The organism is Kitasatospora sp. NPDC057692 (genome assembly GCF_042799475.1).
GTDB lineage: Bacteria > Actinomycetota > Actinomycetes > Streptomycetales > Streptomycetaceae > Kitasatospora.
The window spans coordinates 24,366-47,912 of record NZ_JBHVIV010000053.1; the positions used below are offsets into that span (position 1 = coordinate 24,366).

Annotated in this window: 18 protein-coding genes and 1 pseudogene; 9 read left to right on the forward strand and 10 right to left on the reverse strand. The window is 73.8% G+C overall.

The window, feature by feature from the left end; genetic code table 11:
- The first annotated feature begins 81 nt into the window (after positions 1–81).
- Together ACFVFS_RS26535 and ACFVFS_RS26540 are read left to right on the forward strand one after the other, a co-directional pair.
- A complete protein-coding gene (locus tag ACFVFS_RS26535; protein ID WP_380627214.1) occupies positions 82–1,758 on the forward strand; it encodes a carbohydrate binding domain-containing protein in 1,677 nt (558 codons plus the stop codon).
- 149 nt (positions 1,759–1,907) lie between these two features.
- The gene (locus ACFVFS_RS26540; RefSeq protein WP_380627215.1) at positions 1,908–3,221 is read left to right on the forward strand and encodes a YhgE/Pip domain-containing protein; all 1,314 of its coding nucleotides are present in this window, start codon (positions 1,908–1,910) and stop codon (positions 3,219–3,221) included.
- 91 nt (positions 3,222–3,312) lie between these two features.
- Here ACFVFS_RS26540 and ACFVFS_RS26545 read toward each other — a convergent pair whose 3' ends face one another.
- The 5 genes from ACFVFS_RS26545 to ACFVFS_RS26565 all read right to left on the reverse strand — a co-directional run bounded on the left by ACFVFS_RS26545 (position 3,313) and on the right by ACFVFS_RS26565 (position 11,248).
- Positions 3,313–4,656, reverse strand: a complete 1,344-nt coding sequence (locus ACFVFS_RS26545; protein WP_380627216.1) for a M1 family metallopeptidase — start codon at positions 4,654–4,656, stop codon at positions 3,313–3,315.
- 115 nt (positions 4,657–4,771) lie between these two features.
- A complete protein-coding gene (locus tag ACFVFS_RS26550; RefSeq protein WP_380627217.1) occupies positions 4,772–8,773 on the reverse strand; it encodes a Pls/PosA family non-ribosomal peptide synthetase in 4,002 nt (1,333 codons plus the stop codon).
- Positions 8,774–9,142: 369 nt separating this feature from the next.
- A complete protein-coding gene (locus ACFVFS_RS26555; RefSeq protein WP_380627218.1) occupies positions 9,143–10,021 on the reverse strand; it encodes an NmrA family NAD(P)-binding protein in 879 nt (292 codons plus the stop codon).
- Positions 10,022–10,109: 88 nt separating this feature from the next.
- Positions 10,110–10,592, reverse strand: coding sequence for a hypothetical protein (locus tag ACFVFS_RS26560; protein ID WP_380627219.1), 483 nt, complete (start codon positions 10,590–10,592; stop codon positions 10,110–10,112).
- A 134-nt stretch (positions 10,593–10,726) separates the two neighbouring features.
- Complete coding sequence (locus ACFVFS_RS26565) at positions 10,727–11,248, reverse strand: MarR family winged helix-turn-helix transcriptional regulator (protein WP_380627220.1); 522 nt, start codon at positions 11,246–11,248, stop codon at positions 10,727–10,729.
- A 410-nt stretch (positions 11,249–11,658) separates the two neighbouring features.
- Here ACFVFS_RS26565 and ACFVFS_RS26570 point away from each other — a divergent pair, with 410 nt between their 5' ends.
- The 3 genes from ACFVFS_RS26570 (at position 11,659) to ACFVFS_RS26580 (ending at position 15,046) form a co-directional block, all read left to right on the forward strand.
- Positions 11,659–13,314 carry an FAD-dependent oxidoreductase gene (locus tag ACFVFS_RS26570; RefSeq protein WP_380627221.1) on the forward strand — a complete coding sequence of 552 codons (1,656 nt, stop codon included), beginning with the start codon at positions 11,659–11,661 and terminating at the stop codon, positions 13,312–13,314.
- Positions 13,315–13,630: 316 nt separating this feature from the next.
- A complete protein-coding gene (locus ACFVFS_RS26575) occupies positions 13,631–14,461 on the forward strand; it encodes an NAD(P)H-binding protein (RefSeq protein WP_380627222.1) in 831 nt (276 codons plus the stop codon).
- A 366-nt stretch (positions 14,462–14,827) separates the two neighbouring features.
- Positions 14,828–15,046, forward strand: coding sequence for a hypothetical protein (locus ACFVFS_RS26580; protein ID WP_380627223.1), 219 nt, complete (start codon positions 14,828–14,830; stop codon positions 15,044–15,046).
- A 57-nt stretch (positions 15,047–15,103) separates the two neighbouring features.
- Here the strand turns inward: ACFVFS_RS26580 and ACFVFS_RS26585 are convergent, their stop codons facing one another.
- On the reverse strand, positions 15,104–15,340 hold the full coding sequence (locus ACFVFS_RS26585) for a hypothetical protein (protein ID WP_380627224.1): 237 nt from the start codon (positions 15,338–15,340) through the stop codon (positions 15,104–15,106).
- Positions 15,341–15,516: 176 nt separating this feature from the next.
- Between ACFVFS_RS26585 and ACFVFS_RS26590 the strand changes: the two genes are divergently transcribed.
- Positions 15,517–17,400, forward strand: coding sequence for a pentapeptide repeat-containing protein (locus ACFVFS_RS26590; RefSeq protein WP_380627225.1), 1,884 nt, complete (start codon positions 15,517–15,519; stop codon positions 17,398–17,400).
- A 268-nt stretch (positions 17,401–17,668) separates the two neighbouring features.
- Here the strand turns inward: ACFVFS_RS26590 and ACFVFS_RS26595 are convergent, their stop codons facing one another.
- Positions 17,669–18,421 carry a hypothetical protein gene (locus tag ACFVFS_RS26595; RefSeq protein ID WP_380627245.1) on the reverse strand — a complete coding sequence of 251 codons (753 nt, stop codon included), beginning with the start codon at positions 18,419–18,421 and terminating at the stop codon, positions 17,669–17,671.
- A gap of 66 nt (positions 18,422–18,487) precedes the next feature.
- On the opposite strand from ACFVFS_RS26595, the pseudogene ACFVFS_RS26600 reads away from it, so the two are divergent.
- From ACFVFS_RS26600 to ACFVFS_RS26610, 3 genes and pseudogenes are all read left to right on the forward strand, one after another.
- Positions 18,488–19,204, forward strand: a pseudogene (locus tag ACFVFS_RS26600) (FAD-dependent monooxygenase); the annotation flags it as partial.
- Between the two features lie 135 nt (positions 19,205–19,339).
- Entirely contained in the window at positions 19,340–19,951 is a 612-nt protein-coding gene (locus tag ACFVFS_RS26605; RefSeq protein ID WP_380627226.1) for a hypothetical protein, read from the forward strand.
- Between the two features lie 333 nt (positions 19,952–20,284).
- Positions 20,285–21,229, forward strand: a complete 945-nt coding sequence (locus ACFVFS_RS26610) for a DUF5996 family protein (protein ID WP_380627227.1) — start codon at positions 20,285–20,287, stop codon at positions 21,227–21,229.
- Between the two features lie 49 nt (positions 21,230–21,278).
- Here ACFVFS_RS26610 and ACFVFS_RS26615 read toward each other — a convergent pair whose 3' ends face one another.
- From ACFVFS_RS26615 to ACFVFS_RS26625, 3 genes are all read right to left on the reverse strand, one after another.
- Positions 21,279–21,566 (reverse strand): hypothetical protein, encoded by a 288-nt coding sequence (locus ACFVFS_RS26615; RefSeq protein ID WP_380627228.1) that lies wholly within the window; start codon positions 21,564–21,566, stop codon positions 21,279–21,281.
- A gap of 199 nt (positions 21,567–21,765) precedes the next feature.
- Positions 21,766–22,533: a hypothetical protein gene (locus ACFVFS_RS26620; protein WP_380627229.1), complete on the reverse strand. Its 768-nt coding sequence runs from the start codon at positions 22,531–22,533 to the stop codon at positions 21,766–21,768.
- Positions 22,534–22,768: 235 nt separating this feature from the next.
- Positions 22,769–23,491: an ABC transporter ATP-binding protein gene (locus tag ACFVFS_RS26625; RefSeq protein ID WP_380627230.1), complete on the reverse strand. Its 723-nt coding sequence runs from the start codon at positions 23,489–23,491 to the stop codon at positions 22,769–22,771.
- Positions 23,492–23,547 lie beyond the last annotated feature (56 nt).

Here is a 23,547-nt window from a genome sequence, read left to right on the forward strand (position 1 = left end):
CTTGACATGAGCAATTGGTCCAGTCCATTTTGGGGCCCTCCCCGCACCTCCACCCCCCACATCCCCCACTGGAGGTCAACGGTGCTCAAGCGCACCCGACTGCCCGCCGTCGGCGCCGCCGCGCTGCTCGCGGCCGCCGCGGCGTTCACCGCGCCCACCGCCGCCCACGCGGCCGACCAGCTCACCAACGGCGGCTTCGAGACCGGCACCCTGTCCGGCTGGACCTGCTCCGGCGGTCTCGGCTCGGTCGTCACCACCCCCGTGCACGGCGGCGCCAAGGCGCTGGCCGGCGCGGCCACCGCGAGCGACACCGCCAAGTGCGCGCAGACCGTCGCGGTCAAGCCCAGCACCACCTACACGCTCTCCGGCTGGGTCCGCGGCAGCTACGTCTACCTCGGCGTCACCGGCGGCGGCTCCGCCTGGACCTCCGCCGCCGACTACAGCAGGCTGAGCGTCTCGTTCACCACCGGCGCCACCCAGACCAGCGCCGAGGTCTACGTCAACGGCTGGTACGGCCAGGGCACCTACTACGCCGACGACATCGTCTTCGACGGCCCCGGCGGCGGCACCCCGCCCGCCGACACCCAGGCCCCCACCGTGCCCGGCAACCTGCGCGCCACCGGCAAGTCGGCGAACAGCGTCACGCTGGCCTGGGACGCCGCCACCGACAACGTCGGCGTCACCGGCTACGACGTCTACCAGGGCGCCGCCAAGGTCGCGACCGCCACCGGCACCGGCACCACGGTCACCGGCCTGAGCGCCTCCACCGCCTACAGCTTCACCGTCCGGGCCCGCGACGCGGCCGGGAACACCTCCGCCGCCTCCACCGCGGTGTCCGTGACGACCGACACCGGCGGCGGCCCCACCCCGACCGGCTTCAAGCAGGCCGCGCCCTACCTGTACAACGGCTGGGGCAACCCGCCGTCCCCCACCACCGTCATGAACGCCACCGGCATCAAGTGGTTCACCCTGGCGTTCATCCTGGCGCAGAACGGCTGCAACCCGACCTGGGACAGCCAGCGGCCGCTGCTGAACGGCGTCGACCAGGCCACCATCAAGGCGGTGCGCGCCGCCGGCGGCGACGTCGTCCCGTCGATCGGCGGCTGGAGCGGCAACAAGCTCGGCCCCAACTGCGCCACCACCGCCGACCTCGCCGCCGCCTACCAGAAGGTGATCGACGCCTACGGCCTCAAGGCGATCGACGTCGACATCGAGAACACCGACGAGTTCGAGAACACCGCCGTCCAGGACCGGATCCTCGGCGCGCTCAAGATCGTCAAGCAGAACAACCCCGGTCTGCGCACCATCCTGACCTTCGGCACCGCCGTCTCCGGCCCGACCTACTACGGCAACCGGCTGATCGAGCAGGCCAAGGCGCTCGGCGCGGACATCGACGTCTTCACCATCATGCCGTTCGACTTCGGCAACGCCTCCACGGACATGTACGCCGCCACGGTCAGCGCCACCGAGGGCCTGAAGACCAAGCTGAAGTCCGTCTTCGGCTGGGACGACGCCACCGCCTACGCGCACATCGGCATCTCCGGCATGAACGGCCTCAGCGACAACAACGAGGTCACCTCCGTCCAGACCTGGACGGCGATCCGCGACTGGGCCAACAGCCACCACCTGGCCCGGCTCGCCTTCTGGTCGGTCAACCGCGACCGCGGCTGCCCGGGCGGCGGCCAGCAGGAGACCTGCTCCGGCACCGCCCAGAACGACTGGCAGTTCACCTCCGTCACGGCCGGCTTCACCGGCTGACACCCCGGTACGACCGCGGCCCGGCCCCTCGGCGGAGGGGCCGGGCCGCGCCGTCGGTGCGGTGCGGGCGGGTGACCCGGCGGCGTGGCACCGCGCCGGCGCCCCGCGCCGCTCCTAGGGTCCGTCTGACCTCGACCCTACGGAGCGTCATGCCCTCGTCCTCCGGCCCGACCCTTCCCGAGCCGCGCCGGCCCGAGCCGCCCGCCGGCGTCAAGGCCCGCCGGGTGCTCCGCAACCCCAAGGTCTGGGCGGTCCCGGCCGTGCTGGTCGGCCTGCTCAGCCTGCTGATGTCGCTGCTCTACCTCGGCGGCATCCTCGACCCCCGCGCCGACCTGCACCACCTGCCGATCGCCCTGGTGAACACCGACCTCGGCGCCGAGGTCGGCGGACAGCCGCAGAACCTCGGCGAGCAGCTCGTCACCGGCATCGAAACCGCCCCCGGCCAGGGGGACGCCGTCTCCTGGCGGCGGCTCGACGAGGCCGCCGCGCGGGAGCAACTGGCCTCCGGCAAGCTCTACGGGGCGCTCCAGGTGCCGCCCGACTTCACCGCCGCGGTGGCCGCCCTCGGCGGCGCGAGCGCCAAGCCCGCGCGCCCCACCGTGATCCAGTACACCAACCCGGGCGTCGGCAGCCTCGGCTCCTCGCTGGCCGCCCAGATCGGCCAGCAGGCCGTCCACCAGGCCTCCCTGTCCCTCGGCGGCCGGCTCTCCGCCCTGCCGCAGGCCCAGGGCCTGGACGACGCGGCCCGGTTGCTGATCGCCGACCCGATCGCCGTCAGCACCACCGTCGGCCACCCGATCGGCAACCGCAGCGGCCTCGGGCTCTCCGCCTTCTACTACACCCTGCTGCTCGTCCTGGCCGGCTTCTTCGGCGCCAACATCATCGGCAACGGCGTCGACGTCGCGCTCGGCTACGCCGACAACGAGATCGGCCCCTGGCGCGCCCGCCACCCGGTGGTGCCGATCAGCCGCACCAGCACCCTCGCCGTCAAGTGCGTGATGTCGGTGGGCCTGTCGCTGCTCACCTCCTCGCTGATCATGCTGGCCGGGGTGGTGATCCTGGACATGGACGCCGCGCACCTGCCGCTGCTGTGGATCTTCTCGGTCTGCGCCAGCAGCGCGGTCGGCCTCGGCGTCCAGGCGATCAACGCGGCCTTCGGCGGCCTCGGCCTGCTGGTCAGCATGTTCGTGTTCATCGTGCTCGGCCTGCCGTCCTCCGGCGCGACCGTGCCGCTGGACGCCCTGCCGTCGTTCTACCGGTTCCTCGCGCTGTTCGAACCGATGCGCCAGCTCACCGACGGGGTGCGCGCCATCCTGTTCTTCGACGCGCAGGCCGACGCCGGCCTCGCCCGGGCCTGGACCTGGATCGCCATCGGCACCGTCGCGGCCCTGCTCTTCGGCTTCGCGATGGCCCGCTACTACGACCGCAAGGGCCTGCACCGCACCGTGCCCGAGCTCGTCTGAGCCCGGGCACGGAAGCCGGAAGCCGGAAGCCGGAAGCCGGAAGCCGGAAGCCGGAAGCCGGAAGCCGGAAGGCGGAAGCGCGGACGGAGGCTCAGCCCGCCGGCAGCGGCGGCAGCTCCGGCCGCCACAGCCAGGCCTCGAACAGCTCGTCCAGCGGCGTCCGGGCGTACCGGGCGGCGTGCGCGCGGAAGTCCGCCGTGGTCACCACCCCGTGCCGGTGGAACGAGGCCCAGTCCTTGAGCATCCGGAAGAACGCGGTGTCCCCGAGCGCCAGCCGCAGCGCGTGCACCACCAGACCGCCGCGCTGGTACAGCCGGTCGTCGAACATCAGCTTGCGGCCCGGGTCGGCCAGCCGCAGGTCCTGCGGAAGCCCGGCCAGCAGCCGGTGCGCGTACGCGGCCCGGGCGCCCGCCGTCGGCCCGCCGGAGCGCTCCGACCAGAGCCACTCCGCGTACTTCGCCAGCCCCTCGTTCAGCCAGATGTGGCTCCAGTCGCCGATCGACACGCTGTTGCCGAACCACTGGTGCGCCAGCTCGTGGGCCACCAGCCGCTCCCGCTCCCAGCCGCCGCCCACGTGGTTGGTGCCGAAGGTCGCCACCCCCTGCGCCTCCACCGGGACGTCCAGCTCCTCGTCGGCGACCACCACCGTGTACTCGCCGAACGGGTACGGGCCGAACACCTCCCCGAAGTAGGCCATCATCTTCGGCTGCCGCCCGAAGTCCGCGGCGAACGCGCCGGCCAGCCGCTCCGGCACGTACCCGGTCTGCGGCACCTGCGGGTGCTCGGCCAGCACCACCGGCCGGTACTGGCCGATCGAGACCGTCACCAGGTAGGTCGAGGTCGGCGCGGACTGCTCGTACACCCAGGTGGTGCTGGACGAGCCGGTGGTCCGGGTGAGCAGCCGGCCGCCCACCACCACCGTGTACGGGGACGGCGTGGTGATCGCGATCTGGTACGTCGCCTTGTCCGCCGGCCGGTCGTTGCACGGGAACCAGGACGGCGCCCCGACCGGCTGGCTGGCCACCAGCGCGCCGTCGGTCAGCTCCTCCCAGCCCAGGCCGCCCCACGGGCTGCGCACCGGTCGGGGGTTCCCGGTGTAGTGCACGTCGACGGTGAACACCGCGCCCGCCGCCAGCGCCTTCGGCGGGCGGATCCGCAGCTTGCCCGCCCGGTGGGTGTAGCGGGCCGCCTTGCCGTCCACCAGCACCCGGCCGATCCGGAACTCGGCGAGGTCCAGCGCGAACTCGGTCAGCGCGGTCGCGGCGACCGCGCTCAGCCGGGCCGTGCCGCCGAGCCGGTTCGGGCCGGGCCGGTAGTCCAGCGCCAGCTCGTACCGGTGGACCCGGTAGCGCGGATCACCGCTGGCCGGGAAGTAGGGGTCCGGCGGGGAGACGGGCTGCGGGGGCTGCGGGGACTGCGCCGGGCGGGGGTTCACCGGGTCGTACGCTCCTGGAAACACGGGACTGGGCAGGGGACGGGGACGGGGCTGGGACGGGGGACGCCCGGGGGCCGGACGGGGCGAACCCCGGCCGGCCCCCGGGGGACGGCGGTCAGGAGGTGGTCTGCCACACCTCGATCGGGTTGCCGAGCCACCGGCTGTCGGCGGGCACGGATTCGGCGCGCATCACCAGCGAGGCCGGGCCCAGCGTGCTGCGCGCGCCCACCGTACTGCCGGGCAGCACGATGCCGCCGGGCCCCAGGGTGGCGCCCTCGCGGAGGACGACAGTATCCATCCGCATGATCCGGTCGTGGAAGAGGTGGGTCTGCACGACGCAGCCGCGGTTGACCGACACCCCGTCCCCGAGCGTCACCAGGTCCGCCTCCGGCAGCCAGTAGCTCTCGCACCACACACCGTGCCCGACCTTCGCGCCGAGCGCCCGCAGCCACACGTTCAGCACCGGCGTACCCGGCACCGCGCCCACCAGCCACGGCACCGCCAGCACCTCCACGAAGGTGTCCGCCAGCTCGTTGCGCCACACGAAGCCGCTCCACAGCGGGTGCTCCACCGCCCGGAAGCGGCCGACCAGCAGCCACTTCGCGGCCACCGCCACCGCGCACGCCGCCGTGCCCGCCACCAGCAGCACCGCGCCGGACAGCAGCGCCGCCGCGAGCGGGGACCACGCGGTCGACAGCCAGGACAGCGCCGCCAGGGTCAGCGCGCCCAGCGCCCCCGAGGCCAGCACCGGCAGCAGCCGGGCCACCTCGACCAGCCCGCGCGCCCACAGCAGCCGCGCCGGCGGCTCGTAGGTCAGGCTCTGGTCCGCCTGGTCGGCCGAGCGCGGCAGCCGCACCGGCGGCATGCCCAGGTAGGAGCCGCCCTTCTTCGCCTTCTCCGGCGTCGCGGACAGCACGCCGACCAGGCCGCGCTTGGGCACCGAACGGCCCGGCGCGGTCATCCCCGAATTGCCGAGGAACGCCCGCTCGCCGACCTTCGCCTCGCCCAGGCGCACCCAGCCGCCGCCCAGCTCGTACGGCGCCATCAGGGTGTCGTCGGCCAGGAACGCGCCGTCACCGACCGTGGTCAGGCTCGGCAGCGCCAGCACCGTGGACACCTCGGCGTGCTTGCCGACCCGCATGCCCAGCGCCCGCAGCCACAGCGGGGTCACCAGACCCGCGTACAGCGGGAAGAGGATCTCCCGGGCCTGGTCCATCAGCTGCATGACCGTCCAGGCCTGCCAGCCGACCCGGCCGTGCAGCGGGTGCACCCCCGGCTCCAGCCCGATCGACAGCAGCCGCACCGCCGCGACCAACTGCGCCGCGTACACCACCCCGAACGCCAGGGTGGCCGGCAGCAGGCCGAGCAGGGCGCCGCCGAGCGCGCCGCCCAGACCGTCCGCCGGGTCGACGAACGGGGCGAGCACCGCGAGGCCGGCCACCGCCGGCAGCAGCGGCAGCAGGCTCAGCGCGGTACCGCTCAGCCCGTAGAGCGCGGACCAGCGGGCCCGGCGCACCGGGCGCTCCTTGGGCCAGCTCCGCTCGGCGCGGCCCAGCTTGACGGCGGGCGCGCCGCCCCAGCGCTGGCCGGTCGGGACGTGCCCGGTGACGCTGGAGCCGGCCACCACCTGGGCCCGCTTGCCGACCCGGGCGCCCGGCAGCAGGGTCGAGCGGGTGCCGACCACGGCGCCCGAGCCGACCTTGAGCTGTCCGACCTCCAGCCGGTCGCCGTCCAGCCAGTAGCCGTTGAGGTCCACCTCGGCCTCCACCGCGCAGCCCCGGCCCAGCTTGAGCATGCCGGTCACCGGCGGCAGCGAGTGCAGGTCCACCTCCTCGCCGACCTTGGCGCCCAGCGCCCGCGCGTAGCGCACCAGCCAGGAGCCGGACAGCGAGGTCGCGCCGCTCACCTCGGCCAGCCGCTCGGCGGTCCACAGCCGCAGGTGGACGCCGCCGCCGCGCGGGTAGCTGCCCGGCCGCAGGCCGCGCAGCAGCAGCCGGGCGCCGCCGGCCGCGATCGCGAGGCGGCCCGCCGGGGTGAACAGCGCCGCCGCGCCCGCGCCGACCGCCCACCAGGAGGCGGTGGGCGCCCAGGCGAAGCCGTCCAGGTGGGAGAGCAGGTTGCCGAGCGCCAGCACGGCCACCGTCCAGCGCAGGCCGACCACGGTGAACAGCGGGATCAGCAGGAGCAGCTGCAGCAGCTTGGCGCGGGTCGGCACCGGCGCGATCGTCCGGGCCTCGCTGGTGCCGGCGGCCGTGCGCTCCAGGTGGCGGGCGAGCTTGCGCAGCGTCGGCTGCTGGTAGATGTCCAGCACCGCCGCGTTCGGGTAGCGGGTGCGCAGCAGGGTGGTCAGCCGGGCGGCGGCCAGGCTGCCGCCGCCGATCGCGAAGAAGTCCTCCCGGGGGCCGCTCACCGGCACCCCGAGGATCTCCGTCCACTGCTCGGCCAGCCAGGCCTCGGTGCCGTACAGCTGCTCGGTCGGGCCGGCGGTCTCCAGGTCCGGGAGCGGCCAGGGCAGCGCGTTGCGGTCCACCTTGCCGGAGGTGCGGGTGGGCAGGGTGTCCACCGGGGCGAGCAGCGGCACGAGCGCGGCCGGCAGCTCGGCGCGCAGCCGCGCCACCGCCTGCTCGCGGTCGAAGCCCTCTCCGGTCACCAGGTAGCCGACCAGCAGCTGGTTGCCGCCGCGCGCGGTGCGCACGGCCGCGGCCGCGCCGGCCACGCCGGGCAGCGCCTGCAGCGCCGCGTCCACCTCGCCGAGCTCGATCCGCCGGCCGCCGAGCTTGATCTGCTCGTCGGCGCGGCCCAGGAAGAGCAGGCCCTCCGGGTCGGCCTGGACGAGGTCGCCGCTGCGGTAGGCGCGCTCCCAGCCCATCGAGGGCAGCGGCGCGTACTTCTCGGCGTCCTTCTCCGGGTCCAGGTAGCGGGCCAGGCCGACGCCGCCGATCACCAGCTGGCCGGTGCCGCCGGGCGCGACCGGCTCGCCGGCCTCGTCGACGACGACGAGGTCCCAGCCGTCCAGCGGCAGGCCGATCCGCACCGGGCCCTCGCCGGTCAGCAGCGCCCCGCAGGCGACCACGGTGGCCTCGGTGGGGCCGTAGGTGTTCCACACCTCGCGGCCCTCGGTGACCACCCGCTGGACCAGCTCGGGCGGGCAGGCCTCGCCGCCGAAGATCAGCAGTCGGACCTCGTTGAGCGCCTCGGCCGGCCAGAGCGCGGCCAGCGTCGGCACGGTGGAGACCACGGTGATCTCCTGCTCGGCCAGCCAGGGGCCGAGGTCGGCGCCGGAGCGCACCTGGGAGCGGGGGACGGGCACCAGGCAGGCGCCGTGGCGCCAGGCCAGCCACATCTCCTCGCAGGAGGCGTCGAAGGCGACGGACAGGCCGGCCATCACCCGGTCGCCGGGGCCGATCGGCTCGTCCTGGAGGAAGAGCGCGGCCTCGGCGTCGACGAAGGCGGCGGCGTTGCGGTGGGTGACGGCGACACCCTTGGGGCGGCCGGTCGAGCCGGAGGTGAAGATGATCCAGGCGTCGTCCGCCGGGGTGGGGCGCCGGGCGGCGGGCGTCTGGTCGGCGAGCGGTTCACGAGCCGGTCCGACGGGCGTGAGCGCGCGCTCGGCGCCGAGGACGGCGGCGACGGCGGCCTCCTCGAAGACCAGCTGGGCGCGCTCGTCCGGGTCCTCGAAGTCCACGGGGACGTAGGCGGCGCCGGCGGCGAGCACCGCGAGCACGGAGACGTAGAGGTCGTTGGTGCCGGAGGGCACGCGGACGCCGACCCGGTCGCCGCGGCCGATGCCGGCGGCGGCGAGGCGGCGGCGCAGCTGCTCGACCTCGCCGGCCAGCGCCCGGTAGCTGAGCACGGTGGTGCCGTCGTCGAGGGCGGGCTCGGCGGGGTGCTGCCGGGCGGTCGCGTCGAGGAGGTCGACCAGGGTGCGCGGGGCGGCGGCCGGGCGGCCCGGGTAGCGGGCCTGCTTCTCGGCCGGCTCGGCCTGGGTGGCCTGGGCGGCCTGGTCGACCTGTGCGGTCGGCTCGGCGTGCGGGGCCTGCGGTTCGGTCGGCTCGGTGCCGGGTGCCTGCGCGGTGGCGGCGTCCGGGCCCGGTTCCAGGCTGGGTGCGGCTGTCATGACTGCCGTGTGCTCCTTGTCCTCGCCCCGTCCCGATCGATGTCCGACCCTTGGGGGCGGTGGGAGCACTCGCCTGTCCGGGTGACCCCACTCCGGGGCCGGAGCGGACAACCCAACCGATGGTAGCCCGGGGTGGTGAACGGCGACATGGCAGGTGCTCGGCCCAACTTGCCTTGGATTGGCCAAATCTGACGGAACATCAGCTCATAACTGAGGCCCTGTGGCGCAGATGTGACGACCCCTCAGTCATTTTGACGGACCGTCAGGTCGATTTTCCGACCGTGACCCATGCCACACCGGATGCTGCTCCGTCGGGGTGAAGGGCCCGCCGCACGGGGGTGCGGCGGGCCCGTCCGGGTGGGGCGGGGATCAGTGGAACGGGTGGCGGAACTGCTCGACGTGCTCCTGGAGGAAGGCCTCCAGGGTGCGCGGGGGCCGTCCGGTCAGCCGGGTGGCGGCGTCGTCCGGGGCCTCCGGGCGCTCGACGGCGAGCTGCTGGATCTCGACCACGTGGGCGGCCAGCCAGTCCGGCATCCCGCCCCGCGTGACCAGGTGGGCGTGCAGCTCCTGGGGCGGCAGGTCGACGTACTGCACCGGCCGTCCGAGCAGCGTGCTCAGCAGCCCGGCCAGCTCGGGGTGGCTGTAGGCCCGGCCGCCCGTCAGGGCGATGCTGCCGCCCGCGTCCCCCGGGCGGATCAGCGCCGCGGCCGCGACGTCGCCGATGTCCCGGCAGTCGACGTAGTTGCACGGGGCCGTGCCCATCGCGCCGTGGATCTGCCCGGCCGCCGCGATGCCGGGCGCGAGCAGCAGCAGCTTCTGCATGAACGCGTACGGGCGCAGCACGGTGGTGGGGATGCCGGAGGCGCGCAGCCGCTCCTCGATGACGTGGTGGCCCCGGGAGACCGCCACCGGGGAGTCCGGCTCGGCGGCCGGCGCGGAGACCTTGACGATGTGCTCCACGCCCTCGATCACGGCGAGGTCGACGGTGCGCAGCTCGTACTCGACCTGGCGGGGGCCGTTCTCCATGGTGAGGAAGAGCTGGCGGGTGTGGCGGAGGGCGGCGCGCATCGCGTCCGGGTCGGCGGCGTCGGCGGCCACCGCCTGGACCAGCGGGCGGGCGGTCGCGTCGAGGCCGGCGAGCAGGCGCTCGGGGTCCCGGCTGAGGGCGCGGACGGGGATGCCGAGCGCGGTGAGGCTGCGCAGGGTGGCGCCGCCGGTGGCGCCGGACGCGCCCATGATGGTGATCATGCGGGGTTCTCTCCTCGGATCTGTGGATCGGTGGGTCTGTGGATCTGGTGGGTCCGATAGATCGGGTGGGTCTGGTGGATCGGGTGGGTCAGTGCGCCCGGTGCGGGCGGGGGAGGGAGGCGCGCCAGCGCCAGGTGGTCATGGTCGCCGCGATGAAGGAGGACAGCGGGAGGTCGATGCGGAGCCGGCCCGGCCACGGGCTGTCGGCGAGCGCCGGGATCCGGGGCAGCCACTGCGCGCCCGCCCAGCCGACCGCGAGGGCGAGGGCCGCGGCGCCGAGGCCGAAGGCGATCGCGAGCAGCGGGGCCGGTCCGCGGGTGGCCCAGGACCCGGCCCGGCGGCGCCGGTGCCGGAGGCCGATCAGGGCGGCGACCAGCGCGGAGGTCCCGGCGATGGTGGTGACGGCGGCGATCTTGAGTTCCGACTGGCCGGTCGCGAAGCCGCCGGCCCCGGCCATGACGGCGGGCGCGGCGTAGGCGACCAGCACCTCGCGCCAGAGCACGAAGCGGGGCGGGGTGGCGGTGGCGGGAGCGGCGGGCCGCCGCTCGGTGGTGGGTGAGGCGCCGGGCATGGGTGACTCCAAAGTGCTTAGGTCGCTAACTATAAGTGGTGAGGCGGCTAACTATATGGGCGTGGAGAGCCCGTGGCGGGCCCGTCGGGGCGTGGGGTCGGCGCGGGCGGTTCTGTCGTGGATCGCGGGTCGGGTCAGTCGTCGGTCAGGGCGGACATGCCCGCGACCAGCCGGGCCAGCAGGTCGAGGAAGACCGCGCGCTCCTCGACCGAGAGGCCGCCGACCATCGCCTGCATCCGCTCGAAGTGCTCCGGCGCCATCTCGCGCAGTCGCCGGGCGCCGCGCGAGGTCAGCACCACGACATTGCCCCGCCCGTCCTCGGCGGACGGGCGCCGGGCGACCAGGCCGTCCCGCTCCAGTCCGTCGACCAGGCCGGTCACGGTCGCGCGGGACACCCCGAGCGCCGACGCCAGCTGCGAGGGCGGCTTCTCGCCGCCGTGGTCCTCCAGTTCGGCCAGCAGTCGGTAGCGGCCCGTGGACAGCCCGAAGCGGGCGAAGTGCGCCTCGCCGGCCTGGCCGAGCCGGGAGCCGGCGGCCATCAGTCGCGCCGCGACCAGGACCGCCTGGGGGTCGGCCGACAGGCCGTACCGGGAGAGCTGCCGGCGGGCCTGGTCGAGCGTGGGTGCGCCGTTGCCGGCCTCGTGCTGCTGTGCCATGGAAGTAATATGGCGGCTAACCAGATGCCGGGTCAAGTCGGGCCGGTTCCGCCCAGCCCTGGCCTGCCCCGCCCCGCTCGGGCGTGGGCCGAGCGCGGCGCGCACCACGGTGCCGGGCGGGGCGGGCCGGATCGCCGCGCGGAGGGCTGCGCCGGCGTCCGACGCCTCCTCGCCGCGCCGAGCGGACCCCGGCGTCGCCGGCCTGAGTGGACGTCGGCCAGGACGAGATCCGCGGGCTGGTCGCGACACCGTCGCGCCCGGCGATTCTCCCGGGGAAATGCCGGAGCGCTGACCCGGAACGGGAATGCGACAGCATAATGTCAGACTAATTCGCCCATGATCGATGGCCCCGGACCTCCGTGCTAGCGTGCGGCCACCGGCTGCTCACCGTCGAGGAAGTGGGTCGATCGATGAATCGTGAATTCTCCCGCCGGGGATTCCTCGGCGGCACCGGAATGGCCGCCGCCGGAATGACCGCGGCCGGTATTTCCGTCGGCGGTATTCCGGCCGCCGGGCAGGCCGCAGCCGAACCGGTCGCACCGGCCGAACCGGTCGAACGCTCCGAGGGGGTGACCGTCCTCCCCTCGGACCCCCGCTACGAGACGCTCAGCCAGGGCTTCAACCAGCGCTGGCGCAGCCGGCCGGCGTACATCCGGCTGGTGGGCGGCGAGGCCGACGCGGTCACCGCGCTGCGCTCGGCGCTGGACCGCGGGCTGCGCCCGACGGTCCGCGGCGGCGGCCACTGCTACGAGGGCTTCGTCGACAACGACCAGGGGGTCATCCTCGACCTCAGCACTCTGCGCGGGGTCCGCGCCGCGACCGACAAGTTCGGCGCCGCCACCTACGCGGTCGAGGGCGGCGCCACCATCTGGGACATGTACACCGGCCTGTTCCGCCGCTACGGGGTGACGCTCCCGGCCGGCTCCTGCTACTCGGTCGGCGCCGGCGGCCACATCTGCGGCGGCGGGTACGGACTGCTCTCCCGGCGGCACGGGCTGACCGTCGACCACCTGGTCCAGGTCGACGTGGCCACCGTCCGCGGCGGCACCGTCGAGGTCACCAGGGCGAACCGCGCCGACCCCGAGGGCTCGCCCGAGCGCGAGCTGTTCTGGGCCCACACCGGGGGAGGCGGCGGCAGCTTCGGCGTCGTGCTGCGCTACCACCTCGCCCACGCCCTGCCGAAGCCGCCGCCCCGGGTCTGGCTCAGCAGCGTCGCCTGGAAGTGGAGCGAACTGCTCAGGAACCCCGAGGACTTCCGCATCCTGCTCGCCAACTTCGGCGCCTTCTTCGCCGCCCACAGCGGGCCGTCGGAGACGGTGTACCAGGGGCTGTTCTCGATCCTCCACCTCACCCACCACTCGAACGGGAACGTCGTCCTGTTCAGCCAGTGGGACGAGCCGGACCCGGCGCCGCTGGACGCGTTCCTCGCCGAGGTCGAGGCCGGAATGCGGACCAAGGCCACCGTCCAGACCGACCAGGCCGGCCTGCTCTTCCTGCCCTACCCCGACCGGCGGCGCCAACTTCCGTGGCTCCAGGCGACCATGACGGTCAACGGCTCCGGCGCCAACCAGCGGGGCAAGTACAAGTCCGCCTACCACCGCACGGCCTTCACCCCCGCCCAGATCGACACCTGGTGGACCTGGCTCACCAAGGACGTCGAGGGCGTCGACCTCACCCAGACCCTGGTCCAGATCGACTCCTACGGCTGCCGGGTCAACGACCGCGGCCCCGCCGAGACCGCCGCCCCGCAGCGCGACTCGGTGCTGAAGCTCCAGTACCAGACCTACTGGACCGACCCGGCCCAGGACGCCGGCCACCTGGCCTACCTCCGGGGCCTCTACGAGGACACCTACCGCACCACCGGCGGCATCCCGGAGATCGGCACCGACACCGACGGCGCCTACGTCAACTACCCCGACGTCGACCTGGGCACCACCGCCGACCGGAACCCCGCCTACCAGCGCCTGTACTACAAGCAGAACTACACCCGCCTGCAGCACGCCAAGAAGACCTGGGACGACCAGAACGTGTTCCACCACGCCCAGTCGATCACCTTGCCGTCCTGACCGATCATGCAGCGGCATGTCGACCATCCGGTAACCGGATGATATCGGCGTGAAAGGCGTGAGTGGCGAGGATCGGGCGGCTCAGGCCGAGTCGGCGTGAAACGGGTCCGACGACGGCGTCAGGCCTGCGGACGAAGTCGGCCACGCGACGCCGTCGATCGCGAGCCACGGCGCAGCGGCCGCCCGGCCGCCGACCCGAAGCCCGTGAGTTGCTACCCGCCGAGAACTGGGCCGTCTAGGACAGAAACTGTCCTAGATGGCCCCTACCGTCCGGCCGGAAGGCACTGATCGAAACGGTGATTCGGAGGGATCCGTCATGATTCTGGTGATCGGCGCGACCGCGCACTTCGGGCGGCCGACGGTGGAGGTGCTGGCGAGTGCCGGCCGGCGGGTCCGGGCCCTGTCGCGCACCCCTGAGCGGGCCGGTCTGCCCGAGGGCGTGGAGATGGTGCGCGGTGATCTGGCCCGGCCCGAGACGCTCGGGCCCGCGCTGGACGGCGTGACCGAGGTGTTCCTGGTCCTGCCCCACGGGCTGGACGCGCGGCCGCTGTTGGAGCAGGTGCGGCAGTCCGGGGTGCGGCAGATCGTGTTCCTCTCCTCCGGGGCCGTCGTCGAAGGCGCGGACCCGCAGCCTGCTGTGACCGCCGCCCACCACGAGCGGGTGGAGCGGGAGATCCTGGCGACGGGCGTCGCCTGGACGTTCCTGCGGTTGTACTTCCCGGCGATCGACTCGTCATCACGGGCGATGCGGTCGCAGGGCGGTGACCTCGTCCGCGGCCCGCACGCCGCGGCGGTGCACGAGCGCGACGTCGCCGAGGCGGCCGCCGCCGTGCTCGGCGAAGCGGAGCACTTCGGCCGAATCTACCAGCCGACCGGGCCGCATGGGCTGACCGAGGCCGAGCGGGTCGTGGTACTCGGCCATGTCCTGGTCCGCGAGTTGGGCTTCGAGGAGGTGGCCGAGCGGATCCTGCAGCAGCAGCTCAGCCAGTTCATGGACGCCGGCTTCGTCGGTGCTCTGCTGGAGCTGATGGCGGGAACGGCCGGCGATCCGGCACTGGCTGTGAACGACACCGTCGAGAAGCTGGCCGGCCACCCGGCACGCCCGTTCGCTCAGTGGGTCGCGGATCATCTGGCGGACTTCCGCTGACCGTGCGGCGGCCTTCAGCAGCTCTGCCAGGTCGCCGGGTTCGGAGGAGCGCTGGTCGATCCACCAGCCGGAGCGGATCACGGTGGCGCGGGCCTGGGTTTCGAGCTGCTCCCAGTCTGTCTCCGACATGTCGTCCTCCAGGACGCGGATCTTCGCGTGTCCGTATGGCCAACCCCGGCTCTGGGGTGCGGAGATGACCTCATTCCGTGACAGGGAACGCCGCACGGTGGGAGAGATCGACGATCTGGCGGCGGCGAAGCTCCCGCCCGGCGGCTCTTCCGACTCCTCGGTCTGGCCCCCGGCCACGGCATCAGCACGGCCGCGGCCGCCGCGCTCTCCGGCTCGGCCCCCGCCGCGACCGGGCCTGTGCTCGAACACCTCGCCGCCGCCCATCTGCTCAACCCCGCCGGCCCCGACCGCTACCGCCTGCACGATCTGCTGCGCTGCTACGCCGCCGAACGCGCCGCCGCCGAAACCGGCCCCGCCGACCTCGCCGCCGCCCGGGAACGCCTCCGCTCCTGGTACCTGCAGCCGGAGGACCAAGGAGGCCAGGACGACTCCAGCCTGAGCGGGGAACCGTGTTGACCTGGACCACCGTGCCCGGTACGGCGCCGTTCGAGGTGCCGGACCGGGCCGGGCGGGTCAGCGCCAGACCGACGCGATGTGCGCCACCAGGTAGGTGATGGCCAGCAGGATGATCCCCGCGGTGACCTGGACGAGCAGTGCACCGGCGAAGGTGCTCGGCTTCCACCCGGCCGGCTGCTCCGTGGAACTGGTGGAGACCGCGGTGACCTTCCTCGGCGGCTGCTGTCCCGCTGCGGGTGTCTTCGGGGCAGGAACCGGTGTACCTCGCGGCCTCGTTGTGGTCTTCTTACCCATGTGGTCCTCTCGGGGGCCTCCGGTCCGCCACGGCCTTTTCGACGGGAGCGTGGCGGGCCGTCCTATGACCAACGCTTGCTGATCGTGGGTCTCAGGCTTCCCCAGGAGCCTGCTTTGCCGGAACGCGCAACGGCGCGAGTTTTTTCAGCCGGTAACGGTCTGTCAACATTGCGTATGTGCGCAATGCCGACCTGGGGGTGGACGTGACCGATGGCCTCCCGAGCAAGCGGAAGAAGGCCGAGCTCAAGCCGATCGACGGGGATGTCGACGGCCCTGACCGACTTCTCATGGAACGCCTTCGCGAGCTGTACGAAGGGAGCAGCTGGGTCAGCCTCCGGGAGTTCAGCGAGGCGATCGGACGGGTGAGGGCGGGAAGGCTCGGTACGACGCTGGACGAAAGGCCTGACCTCAAGCCTGACGTCGGAACGCTGTCCTACTACATGCGAGGTGGTGGGAGGAGCGGGGCGCGGGGGCGGCCGCGCCGAGTGACCGAGGAGTTCCTCCACGAGCTCTTCCAGGCGCTGGAGGAGGAGCAGGACGACGGCCGGGGCGAGTGGGCCCGCGGGTTCCGGCTGACCGAGGACGTGCGGGCGGACACGCTGCGGCTGTACGTCGAGGCCATCCGGGTCACGCAGCCCGTGCGGGCACGGCTGCTTGAGCTCCAGACGGAGCACGCGGACCTCGGCGACCGGTACGAGGGCCTTCGGCAGCTGGTCGATGATCTGCGGGACGAGTTGGAGCAGGCCCGCGTCGAACGTGACGCACTTGACGGGCGCAACAAGCTCCTTCGGGAGCAGGCGGATCTGGACCGTGAGGCACTGCGCGCGAACGAGGATCTTCGTGCCGTCCTCACCGCGAGGATCGGTGAGCTGAAGGACGATCTCGCTCGTGCCCAACAGGACCGCGACCACGTCCGGCGCGAGTACGAGGCGCTGAAGAACGAGATGCGGGTCGTCGTGGAGGCGGCCGCGGTGGAACGACAGGTCCTGGTCGAGCAGCACGAGGCGGCGGTCACGATCCAGGCCGCGCTCCTGGAACAGTTGCAGCGCGACGCCCAGGACGAGAAGGCGAAGAGGCTGACCGCCGAGACCCAGCTGCGGTCGGTGTACCAGGAGCTGACCGCGCCGATGCCCAACGTGGCCATCGAGCCGGCCCCGAGGGGGCCGCGGGCCGAGGACGTGGTGGCCGTTCTCGCGAGGCTGGGCGAACTGCCGACCACCGGTGACGAGCGAGCGATCGCCGGTCACGAGCGAGCGATCGTCTCGCAGCTCGTACCGCTCCTTCGTGTCCTTCCGCGGATGGCGGACACGGCGCTCGAGCCGCTGTGCGCGTACGTTCGGCGCGTCCGCAGCGTCGACCGGGTCGAGCCCGGGCGGGGCGGTCGGGGAAGCGCGGCGGTGCAGCTGATCGTGGATCTCCTGGGATGGCCCCATGCGGCACGGACGTCCGTGGATCTGACCAGGACCGATCTGTCCTTCATGACGTTCCAGGGGCGCGACCTGCGCTATGCCAGGCTCACCGGTTGCCGGCTCAGGCGGGTGAACTTCCGGGGTACCAACCTGGCGAACGCGGATCTCCGGCGCGCCGACCTGCGCATAGCCAACTTCACCGGTGCGACTCTGCACGGCACCAACATGGAGGAGGCCGCAGGTCTGCGGGTCGATGCCCTGGCGGCAGCCAAGATCGACAAGAACACCATCCCGCCGGAGGGCTTCGTCCTCATCCGCAAACCATGGGGACGATGGGTCCTCGCCGAATCCGAGCGCAGCGCCACTGATGAAAGGCGTGCGGCCTCCCATCCGGCCACGAGCGTCGGCCAACTGCTCCAGCAGGGCCGCAGTTGGCAGGGCCGCACCCTGTCCGACGTGGCCGCCCGCCTGGGCGTGACCGAGGAGCTGGTGGCGAAGATCGAGTCCGACGACGCCCAGAGCCTGAGGCTTCGCGACCTTGTGATGGACTTTGCCCTGGACGTCGAGGTCAATCCCGTCAGGATCCGGTCCTTGCTGGAGCGTCAGGTGAGTCGTGGGCTCGAAAGGTTCCTGAACGAGTCCAGGCCGTAGCACAAGCCTTGATCGCCGGCCGCTCAGCCATAGCGCCCTGGGTTGTTGCGCACCCCCGCAACGCCTTGGGAATCGCCGGAGCCCGCCCCGGCGGGGCGACCACGGGGGTCGTCCTCGACGACCAGGATGGCGCGAGAGATGGCGCCACCGGACCCGGGCCCGCCCGGCCGCCGGGGATCGGGTGCGTCCGGGCGCACGGCACCGACGGCGGACGCGGAGGCGGCGGTGCGGCGGCGGCCCGCCGACCGAGGCGCCGATCCGTCCGGTGTCAGTCGCCCGCGGGTTCGGTGGGCCGGTCGAGCCAGTCGAAGAGGTCGGCGCCCAGCAGCTCCCCGTCGTGCGCGACATCGCCCCGGAGGCGGCCGGGCGGGAGCCGGTGGAGGGACGAGCGGTCCCGGCCGTGCCGGCGCATGAACAGGCCCGCGCCTCCGCCGTCCTCGCCGACCAGGGCCCAGTGGGGCGCGTACGCCGGCACCTCCCAGGCGTCGTTGCGGGCGCGGAAGGTGTGCGGCCCGAACAGCGTGCCGCCGTCCGGGAGCCGGATTCCGGGGGTGGCGCGCCACAGTCGGGCGACGGCCGGGTTCGGCCCCTCCTTCAGCCCGGCGGCAACTGCCGTCCAGACCGTGAGGAACCCGGCGAAGGAGTCGGCGAACGGCTGCTCCTCCCCGGTGAAGGGGCTGTGCACGACGACGGGCCACTCCCCGTCGGCGGCCAGGTCGAGGGCGAATCCGTACCGCTCGTGGTCGTCGTCCTCGTGGAACCAGAGCCGGTCCCCGCCGGACCAGCCCTCGGTGAGCCCGGGTTCGCCCAGGTCGGGCACGGGTTCCACGGTGGCGATCGGGCGGCCGCGCAGCGAGCCCTCGCCGTACGCGGCCAGCCACCACCGGTACGAGCGGGGGAGCGGGCCGGTGACGGCCTCCGCCGCGCGGATCGCGGCTTCCGGACGGCCACGACCCGGCCGGGTGACGACCCCCGGTGTCGTGGCGATCAGGTCCCGGAGAAGTTCTGGATCGGCCCGCATGACGGGGAGTCTCGCACGGAGGTCGGACAGGAGCCGCACCGGAGCGGCGTCGGCCCGGTCGGCAACGTCGAGCCGGCCTCCAGCTTCACCGACCGCGCCATGCAGGCCACCGGCTACCGGAGGGGCCGCGTCCTGCTCGCCGGTGACGCCGCGCACATCCACTCACCGCTCGGCGGCCAGGGCCTCAACCTCGGCATCGGCGACGCCGTCAACCTCGGCTGGAAGCTCGCCGCCACCGTCCACGGCACCGCGCCCGAGGGCCTGCTCGACACCTTCACCGACGAGCGCCACCCGATCGCCGCCGCCGTCCTCGACTGGTCCCGCGCCCAGGTCGCCACCATGGCGCCGGGCCCCAAGGCGTCCGCCCTGCGCAGGCTGGTCCTCGACCTGATGAGCACCCCCGACGGGGTCACCCATGTGTACCGGCGGACCTCGGGCCTGTTCCACCGCCACGACCTGGGCAGCGAGCAGCCGCTCGTCGGCCGCAGCGCCCCCGACTTCCGCTTCCGGGACGGCACCCGCCTCGGCGAACTGCTGCGCGGGGGCCGCGGCGTGCTCCTGGACTTCGGCCGCGACCGCGCGCTGCGGACCACGGCCGAGGGCTGGGCGGACCGGATCCACTACGCGGCCGGTCCGGTGCGCGACGACCTCGGATTCACCGCCCTGCTCGTCCGGCCGGACGGCATCGTGGCATGGGCGGACGAGCACGCCGACACCGAGGCGTTCCGGCGGGCCGCCGCCCGCTGGCTCGGCCGCCCGCGCGACCGGCGACCGGGGGCGTGAGGCGGGCGGCGACGCCGGGCGGCGCGACACCGGGCCCCGGTCGACGCCGACCTGCGCGGTCCGCGGTCGTCCCGGCGGCCGGGTGCGCCGCCGGCCGGGAAGCGTTGTCGGAGCGGTCGCCTACGCTGTGCGGTCATGGGACTTTCGATAGCGGTGGGGATGCTCCACGACCAGGCGCGCAACGACCCGGAGGGGCTCGTCTACCACCGGCGCGCCTTCGACCGGCTCGGCGCGGCGCTCGGGGCGGAGGGGATCGACTGGCAGGAGCCGCCGCTCGACGGGCCTGCGCAGGACCCCGCCTTCTCCGGCGGGTTCCCCTACCGCCACCTGACCCGGCTGCGCCGCGTGCTGGCGCTCATCGGCCGCGGTGAGCCGGTCACGCCGGCCGAGGAGGACGGGCCCGGCTGGGAGCGCGACTGCGAGCTGATCCAGGACGAGGCGTCGATGTTCGCCTCGCATCTGATCTGCCATGCCGACAACGCCGGCTACTACGTGCCGGTGGACTTCGCCGACCCGCTGTTCCTGCCCGCCGACGCCGACGTCGCGGGCGCCGGCATGGTCGGCTCCACCCAGCGGCTGCTGCGCGAACTCGCCACCGTCGCACCGGCCCTGGGCATCAGCCCGGCCGAGCAGGGCGCCGCGCCCACCCCCGCCGGACCGTTCGAACCCGAGCAGTACGCCTGGCACCAGCTGCACCGTGCCTGCCTGGCCAGCCTCGCCGGTGGCCACGCGATCGTCTTCCACTGACCGGGCCCCGCGCGGGCTTTCACCCACGGCGGCCGGCCCTCGGCGGTGCGGTCGGCTGCGGCGGGTCATCGCGATGGGGTGCCGCCGCCGTCGGGGCGGTGCCGCCCCCCGCGCCGGTGACTCGGCCGCGAGCACCGGACCGCGCTCGGACAGCCGCTCGGGAACCCTCACACTGATCACGTCGCCCCCGGACCCACCCGCGGCGGCAGCCGGAACCCGTACGGTCCGCGCATCGCCGCCGATGGGGGACGGCGTAGGGATCGCGGGCCGTCCGCGGGCGGTCTTCGGCCGTCCGCGGATGCGGGACGGCGGCCGCGGGCCTAGCGTGGCCCCATGGAGCTGTTCCCTCCGATCCCGCTGGCGCGCTGGCAGGACTCCAAGGCGACGGTGCACCGGTTCGCCCAGGTCGTCGGCAAGATCCGCCTGGCGCAGAGCGTGCGGCGCAACCACTGGTGGAACGTCCCCTACTACCTCACCGGGCGCGGCATCACCACCCGTCCGATGGCGACGGCCGACGGGGGCGGGAGCTTCTGCGTCGACTTCGACTTCGTGGACCACCGGCTGGTGGTCTGCGCCTCGGACGGCCGCAGGGTCTCCTTCCCGCTCACCGGGCAGTCCGTGGCGTCGTTCTACCGCCAGACCCTCGACTCCCTCGCCGTGGTCGGGGTGCCGGTCTCGCTCCCGCACCCCTCCCCGTTCGACCTGCCCGACGCGGGCCGGCCGTTCGCGGAGGACACCGAGCACGCGGCCTACGACCCGTTCTGGGTGAACCGCTACTGGCAGGTGCTCGGCCAGGTCGGCCTGGTGCTGGAGGAGTTCGCCGCCCGGTTCTGCGGGAAGATCAGTCCGGTGCACCACTTCTGGCACACCTTCGACATCGCCGTCACCCGGTTCTCCGGCCGTGCGATCGACCAGCCCCCGACCGTCGACCCGGTGACCCGCGAGGCGTACTCCCGCGAGGTGATCAGCTCCGGCTTCTGGTTCGGCGACGACACCTTCCCCGGGCCGGCCTTCTACTCCTACGCGGCACCCGAACCCGCGGGCCTGGCCGACTGCCCGCTGCGCCCCGGCGCCGCCCGCTGGGTGGAGCGCGGCGGAAGCCACCTGGCCGTCCTGGAGTACGACGACGTGCGCGGCGGCGAGGACCCGCGGGCCGCGGTGCTCGACTTCTACGAGTCGGTCTACGCGTCCGCGGCCCGCCTCGCCGACTGGAACACCGGCGGCGAGGCCTCGCCCGGCGGCGTCACCGACCCGGTGGCCGTCCGGGGCGGCGGCTGACGGCACGGCCCGCGGCGCGGCTCACGGCACGGCTCGCGGCGCCCGGGTCCTACGGTGCGGTGAGGCGGCGGCTGAGGTCGTCCAGGTAGGGGGTGCCGTAGGCGTCCGCGAGATCGTCGAGGTCGATCATCGGGGGGATGTCGATGACCGGCTGGCGCTCGACGAGGAAGGCCATCGTCTCGTGGACGATCCTGGTCTCGTCGGCGCCGGTGAGCTGCGGCAGGTCCAGGACGCCGTCGGTGACCCGGATCCGGGTCTCGGCCTCGGCGGCGCCCTCGCGGACCCGGACGAGGTGCTCGTGGTCGCCGAGGGGCTCGACCTGAATCTCGACTGCCATGGCGAACTCCGCCTTTCCAGGGGGCTGGGGCCGGGTGCGGCGCCTGCATGGATGCTAACGCCAGGTCGGCGCGGTGACGGTGTCAGCCGCTCGGCCGCCCGCTCGGCGCGTCGGTACCGCCGCCGCGAGCGGCGGCCCGGCGTGCCGGCCGCGCTCCCGCCCGGGCACGGGGCGGGAGCGCGGCCTCGGCGCCGTGCGCCTACAGGGTCCGGCGCACGCCCGCCTGGGTCTCCAGACGCTTCAACTGGTCGCCCAGTCCGGCGTGCATGGCGTCCCGCACATGGCCGCCACGCCCGATCCACAGGACCTCCCGCCCCTGGAGCTCCTCCAGCATCAGGGCGTGGGCCGCGTACATCGCGACGGCTGCGAGGACCATGCCGAGCGCGCCGGCGACCTGGCCCAGCCACTCCACGCCGGAGACGCCGAAGAGGCCGGCCGTGAAGTAGCGCGGCACGGCGACCATCAGCAGCAGCCACAGCACCCTCTTCGGCCGCGCCACCGAGGCCATCAGGGCGGCGAAGACGGTGAACGCCAGGTTCATCACGCCCAGCACCTGCGCCCCGCCCTGGACATCCGTCGAGGTGACCAGCCCGTTGGCCAGCCAGGCGCCGGCGAACGCGCCCATCAGGGTCGCGGCGATGACGTCCCGGGCGCCGAACGCGAGGATGGCGACCAGCAGTTGGAGTACGAAGGCGGAGAACACCGTGAGCGCCACGGCCTGCCGGTGCGCGCTGTCGATCAGGCCGAGTTGCATGCTGCTGGTCACGGCGGAGGAGATGGCCACCGTGAAGAAGCCCAGCGGCATCGGCGAGGCGATCGGCCGCAGGCTGATCCGCGTCATGGCGTGCAGGTTCGGCTCCGGGTGGCCGCCGGCCGACGCCTCCGGGACCGCGGACGGCTCCACTCCGGCCGCCGTCGGTCCGGGCTCGCGCACCCGGGTCTCCTCCATCGCCGCTGCCACCATCATCTCGCTCCCAACTCTCGGTCGAACGCGGTCCTGGGACGGACGCGTTCCGGAAGGTTAGGAGCGGGGGCGCGGCGGGACTTGTCCCGAGGCGTACGGCCGCTGTCGCGCCCGTGCCCGGAGTCCGAGGTCCGGACTCCGGGCCGTCGGCCGACGGGAGGCCGGGCGGGGTCGACCGGGCGGGGTCGACCGGTGGGGTGACCGGGGGCGGCGTCGACCGGAGCGCGGCGCCGGGACCTCAGCCGGCCGGGACCTCGGCCTCCTCGACGATCCGGCCGTCGCGGAGCTCGACCACCCGGTCCGCGAGTTCCATGAGGTTGGGGTCGTGGGTGGCGACCAGCACGGTCACGCCCTCGCTGCGCACGACCGCGCGCAGCAGCTCCATGATCGCGCGGCCGGTCTCCGAGTCCAGCTGGCCGGTCGGCTCGTCGGCGATGATGAGGTCGGGCTCGTTGGCCAGCGCGCGGGCGATGGCGACGCGCTGCTGCTGGCCGCCGGACAGCTCGCCCGGGCGCTGGTTGGCGTGGTCGGCCAGCCCGACGAGGGCCAGCAGCGTGCGGGCGCGCTCCTCGCGCTGGGCGGCCGGGACCTTGCGCAGCCGCATCGGGACGCCGACGTTCTCGGCGGCGGTCAGCACCGGGAGCAGGCCGAAGGACTGGAAGACGAAGCCCAGCCGGTCCCGGCGCAGGGCGAGCCGGCCCTCCTCGTCCAGGCCGCCGAGGTCGGAGCCGTCGAGGGTGATGGTGCCGCCGGTCGGGCTGTCCAGACCGCCGACCAGGTTGAGCAGGGTGGTCTTGCCGGAGCCCGAGCGGCCCTTGAGCGCGGTGAGTTCGCCCCGGCCGATGGTGAAGGAGACGCCGCGCAGGGCGTGCACGGTCCGTTCGCCGGTGCCGAAGCTGCGGTGGACATCGGTGACGGCCACCATGGGAGCGGTCTCGGTGCCGGCCGGTTGCTGCGTCATGCGGCGTCCCCCCTGGGCGGGCCCGGCGCACCCCGCCGACGGGACGGCGCCGGGTC

Bases quoted from the DNA above. Each gene is read 5' to 3' on its own strand.
- ACFVFS_RS26550 (WP_380627217.1), bottom strand. From the start codon at position 8,773: ATGACAGCCGCACCCAGCCTGGAACCGGGCCCGGACGCCGCCACCGCG.
- ACFVFS_RS26575 (WP_380627222.1), top strand. From the start codon at position 13,631: ATGATTCTGGTGATCGGCGCGACCGCGCACTTCGGGCGGCCGACGGTG.
- ACFVFS_RS26625 (WP_380627230.1), bottom strand. From the start codon at position 23,491: ATGACGCAGCAACCGGCCGGCACCGAGACCGCTCCCATGGTGGCCGTC.
- ACFVFS_RS26555 (WP_380627218.1), bottom strand. From the start codon at position 10,021: ATGATCACCATCATGGGCGCGTCCGGCGCCACCGGCGGCGCCACCCTG.
- ACFVFS_RS26565 (WP_380627220.1), bottom strand. From the start codon at position 11,248: ATGGCACAGCAGCACGAGGCCGGCAACGGCGCACCCACGCTCGACCAG.
- ACFVFS_RS26605 (WP_380627226.1), top strand. From the start codon at position 19,340: ATGGGACTTTCGATAGCGGTGGGGATGCTCCACGACCAGGCGCGCAAC.
- ACFVFS_RS26615 (WP_380627228.1), bottom strand. From the start codon at position 21,566: ATGGCAGTCGAGATTCAGGTCGAGCCCCTCGGCGACCACGAGCACCTC.
- ACFVFS_RS26560 (WP_380627219.1), bottom strand. From the start codon at position 10,592: ATGCCCGGCGCCTCACCCACCACCGAGCGGCGGCCCGCCGCTCCCGCC.
- ACFVFS_RS26570 (WP_380627221.1), top strand. From the start codon at position 11,659: ATGAATCGTGAATTCTCCCGCCGGGGATTCCTCGGCGGCACCGGAATG.
- ACFVFS_RS26610 (WP_380627227.1), top strand. From the start codon at position 20,285: ATGGAGCTGTTCCCTCCGATCCCGCTGGCGCGCTGGCAGGACTCCAAG.
- ACFVFS_RS26620 (WP_380627229.1), bottom strand. From the start codon at position 22,533: ATGATGGTGGCAGCGGCGATGGAGGAGACCCGGGTGCGCGAGCCCGGA.
- ACFVFS_RS26585 (WP_380627224.1), bottom strand. From the start codon at position 15,340: ATGGGTAAGAAGACCACAACGAGGCCGCGAGGTACACCGGTTCCTGCC.
- ACFVFS_RS26540 (WP_380627215.1), top strand. From the start codon at position 1,908: ATGCCCTCGTCCTCCGGCCCGACCCTTCCCGAGCCGCGCCGGCCCGAG.
- ACFVFS_RS26595 (WP_380627245.1), bottom strand. From the start codon at position 18,421: ATGCGGGCCGATCCAGAACTTCTCCGGGACCTGATCGCCACGACACCG.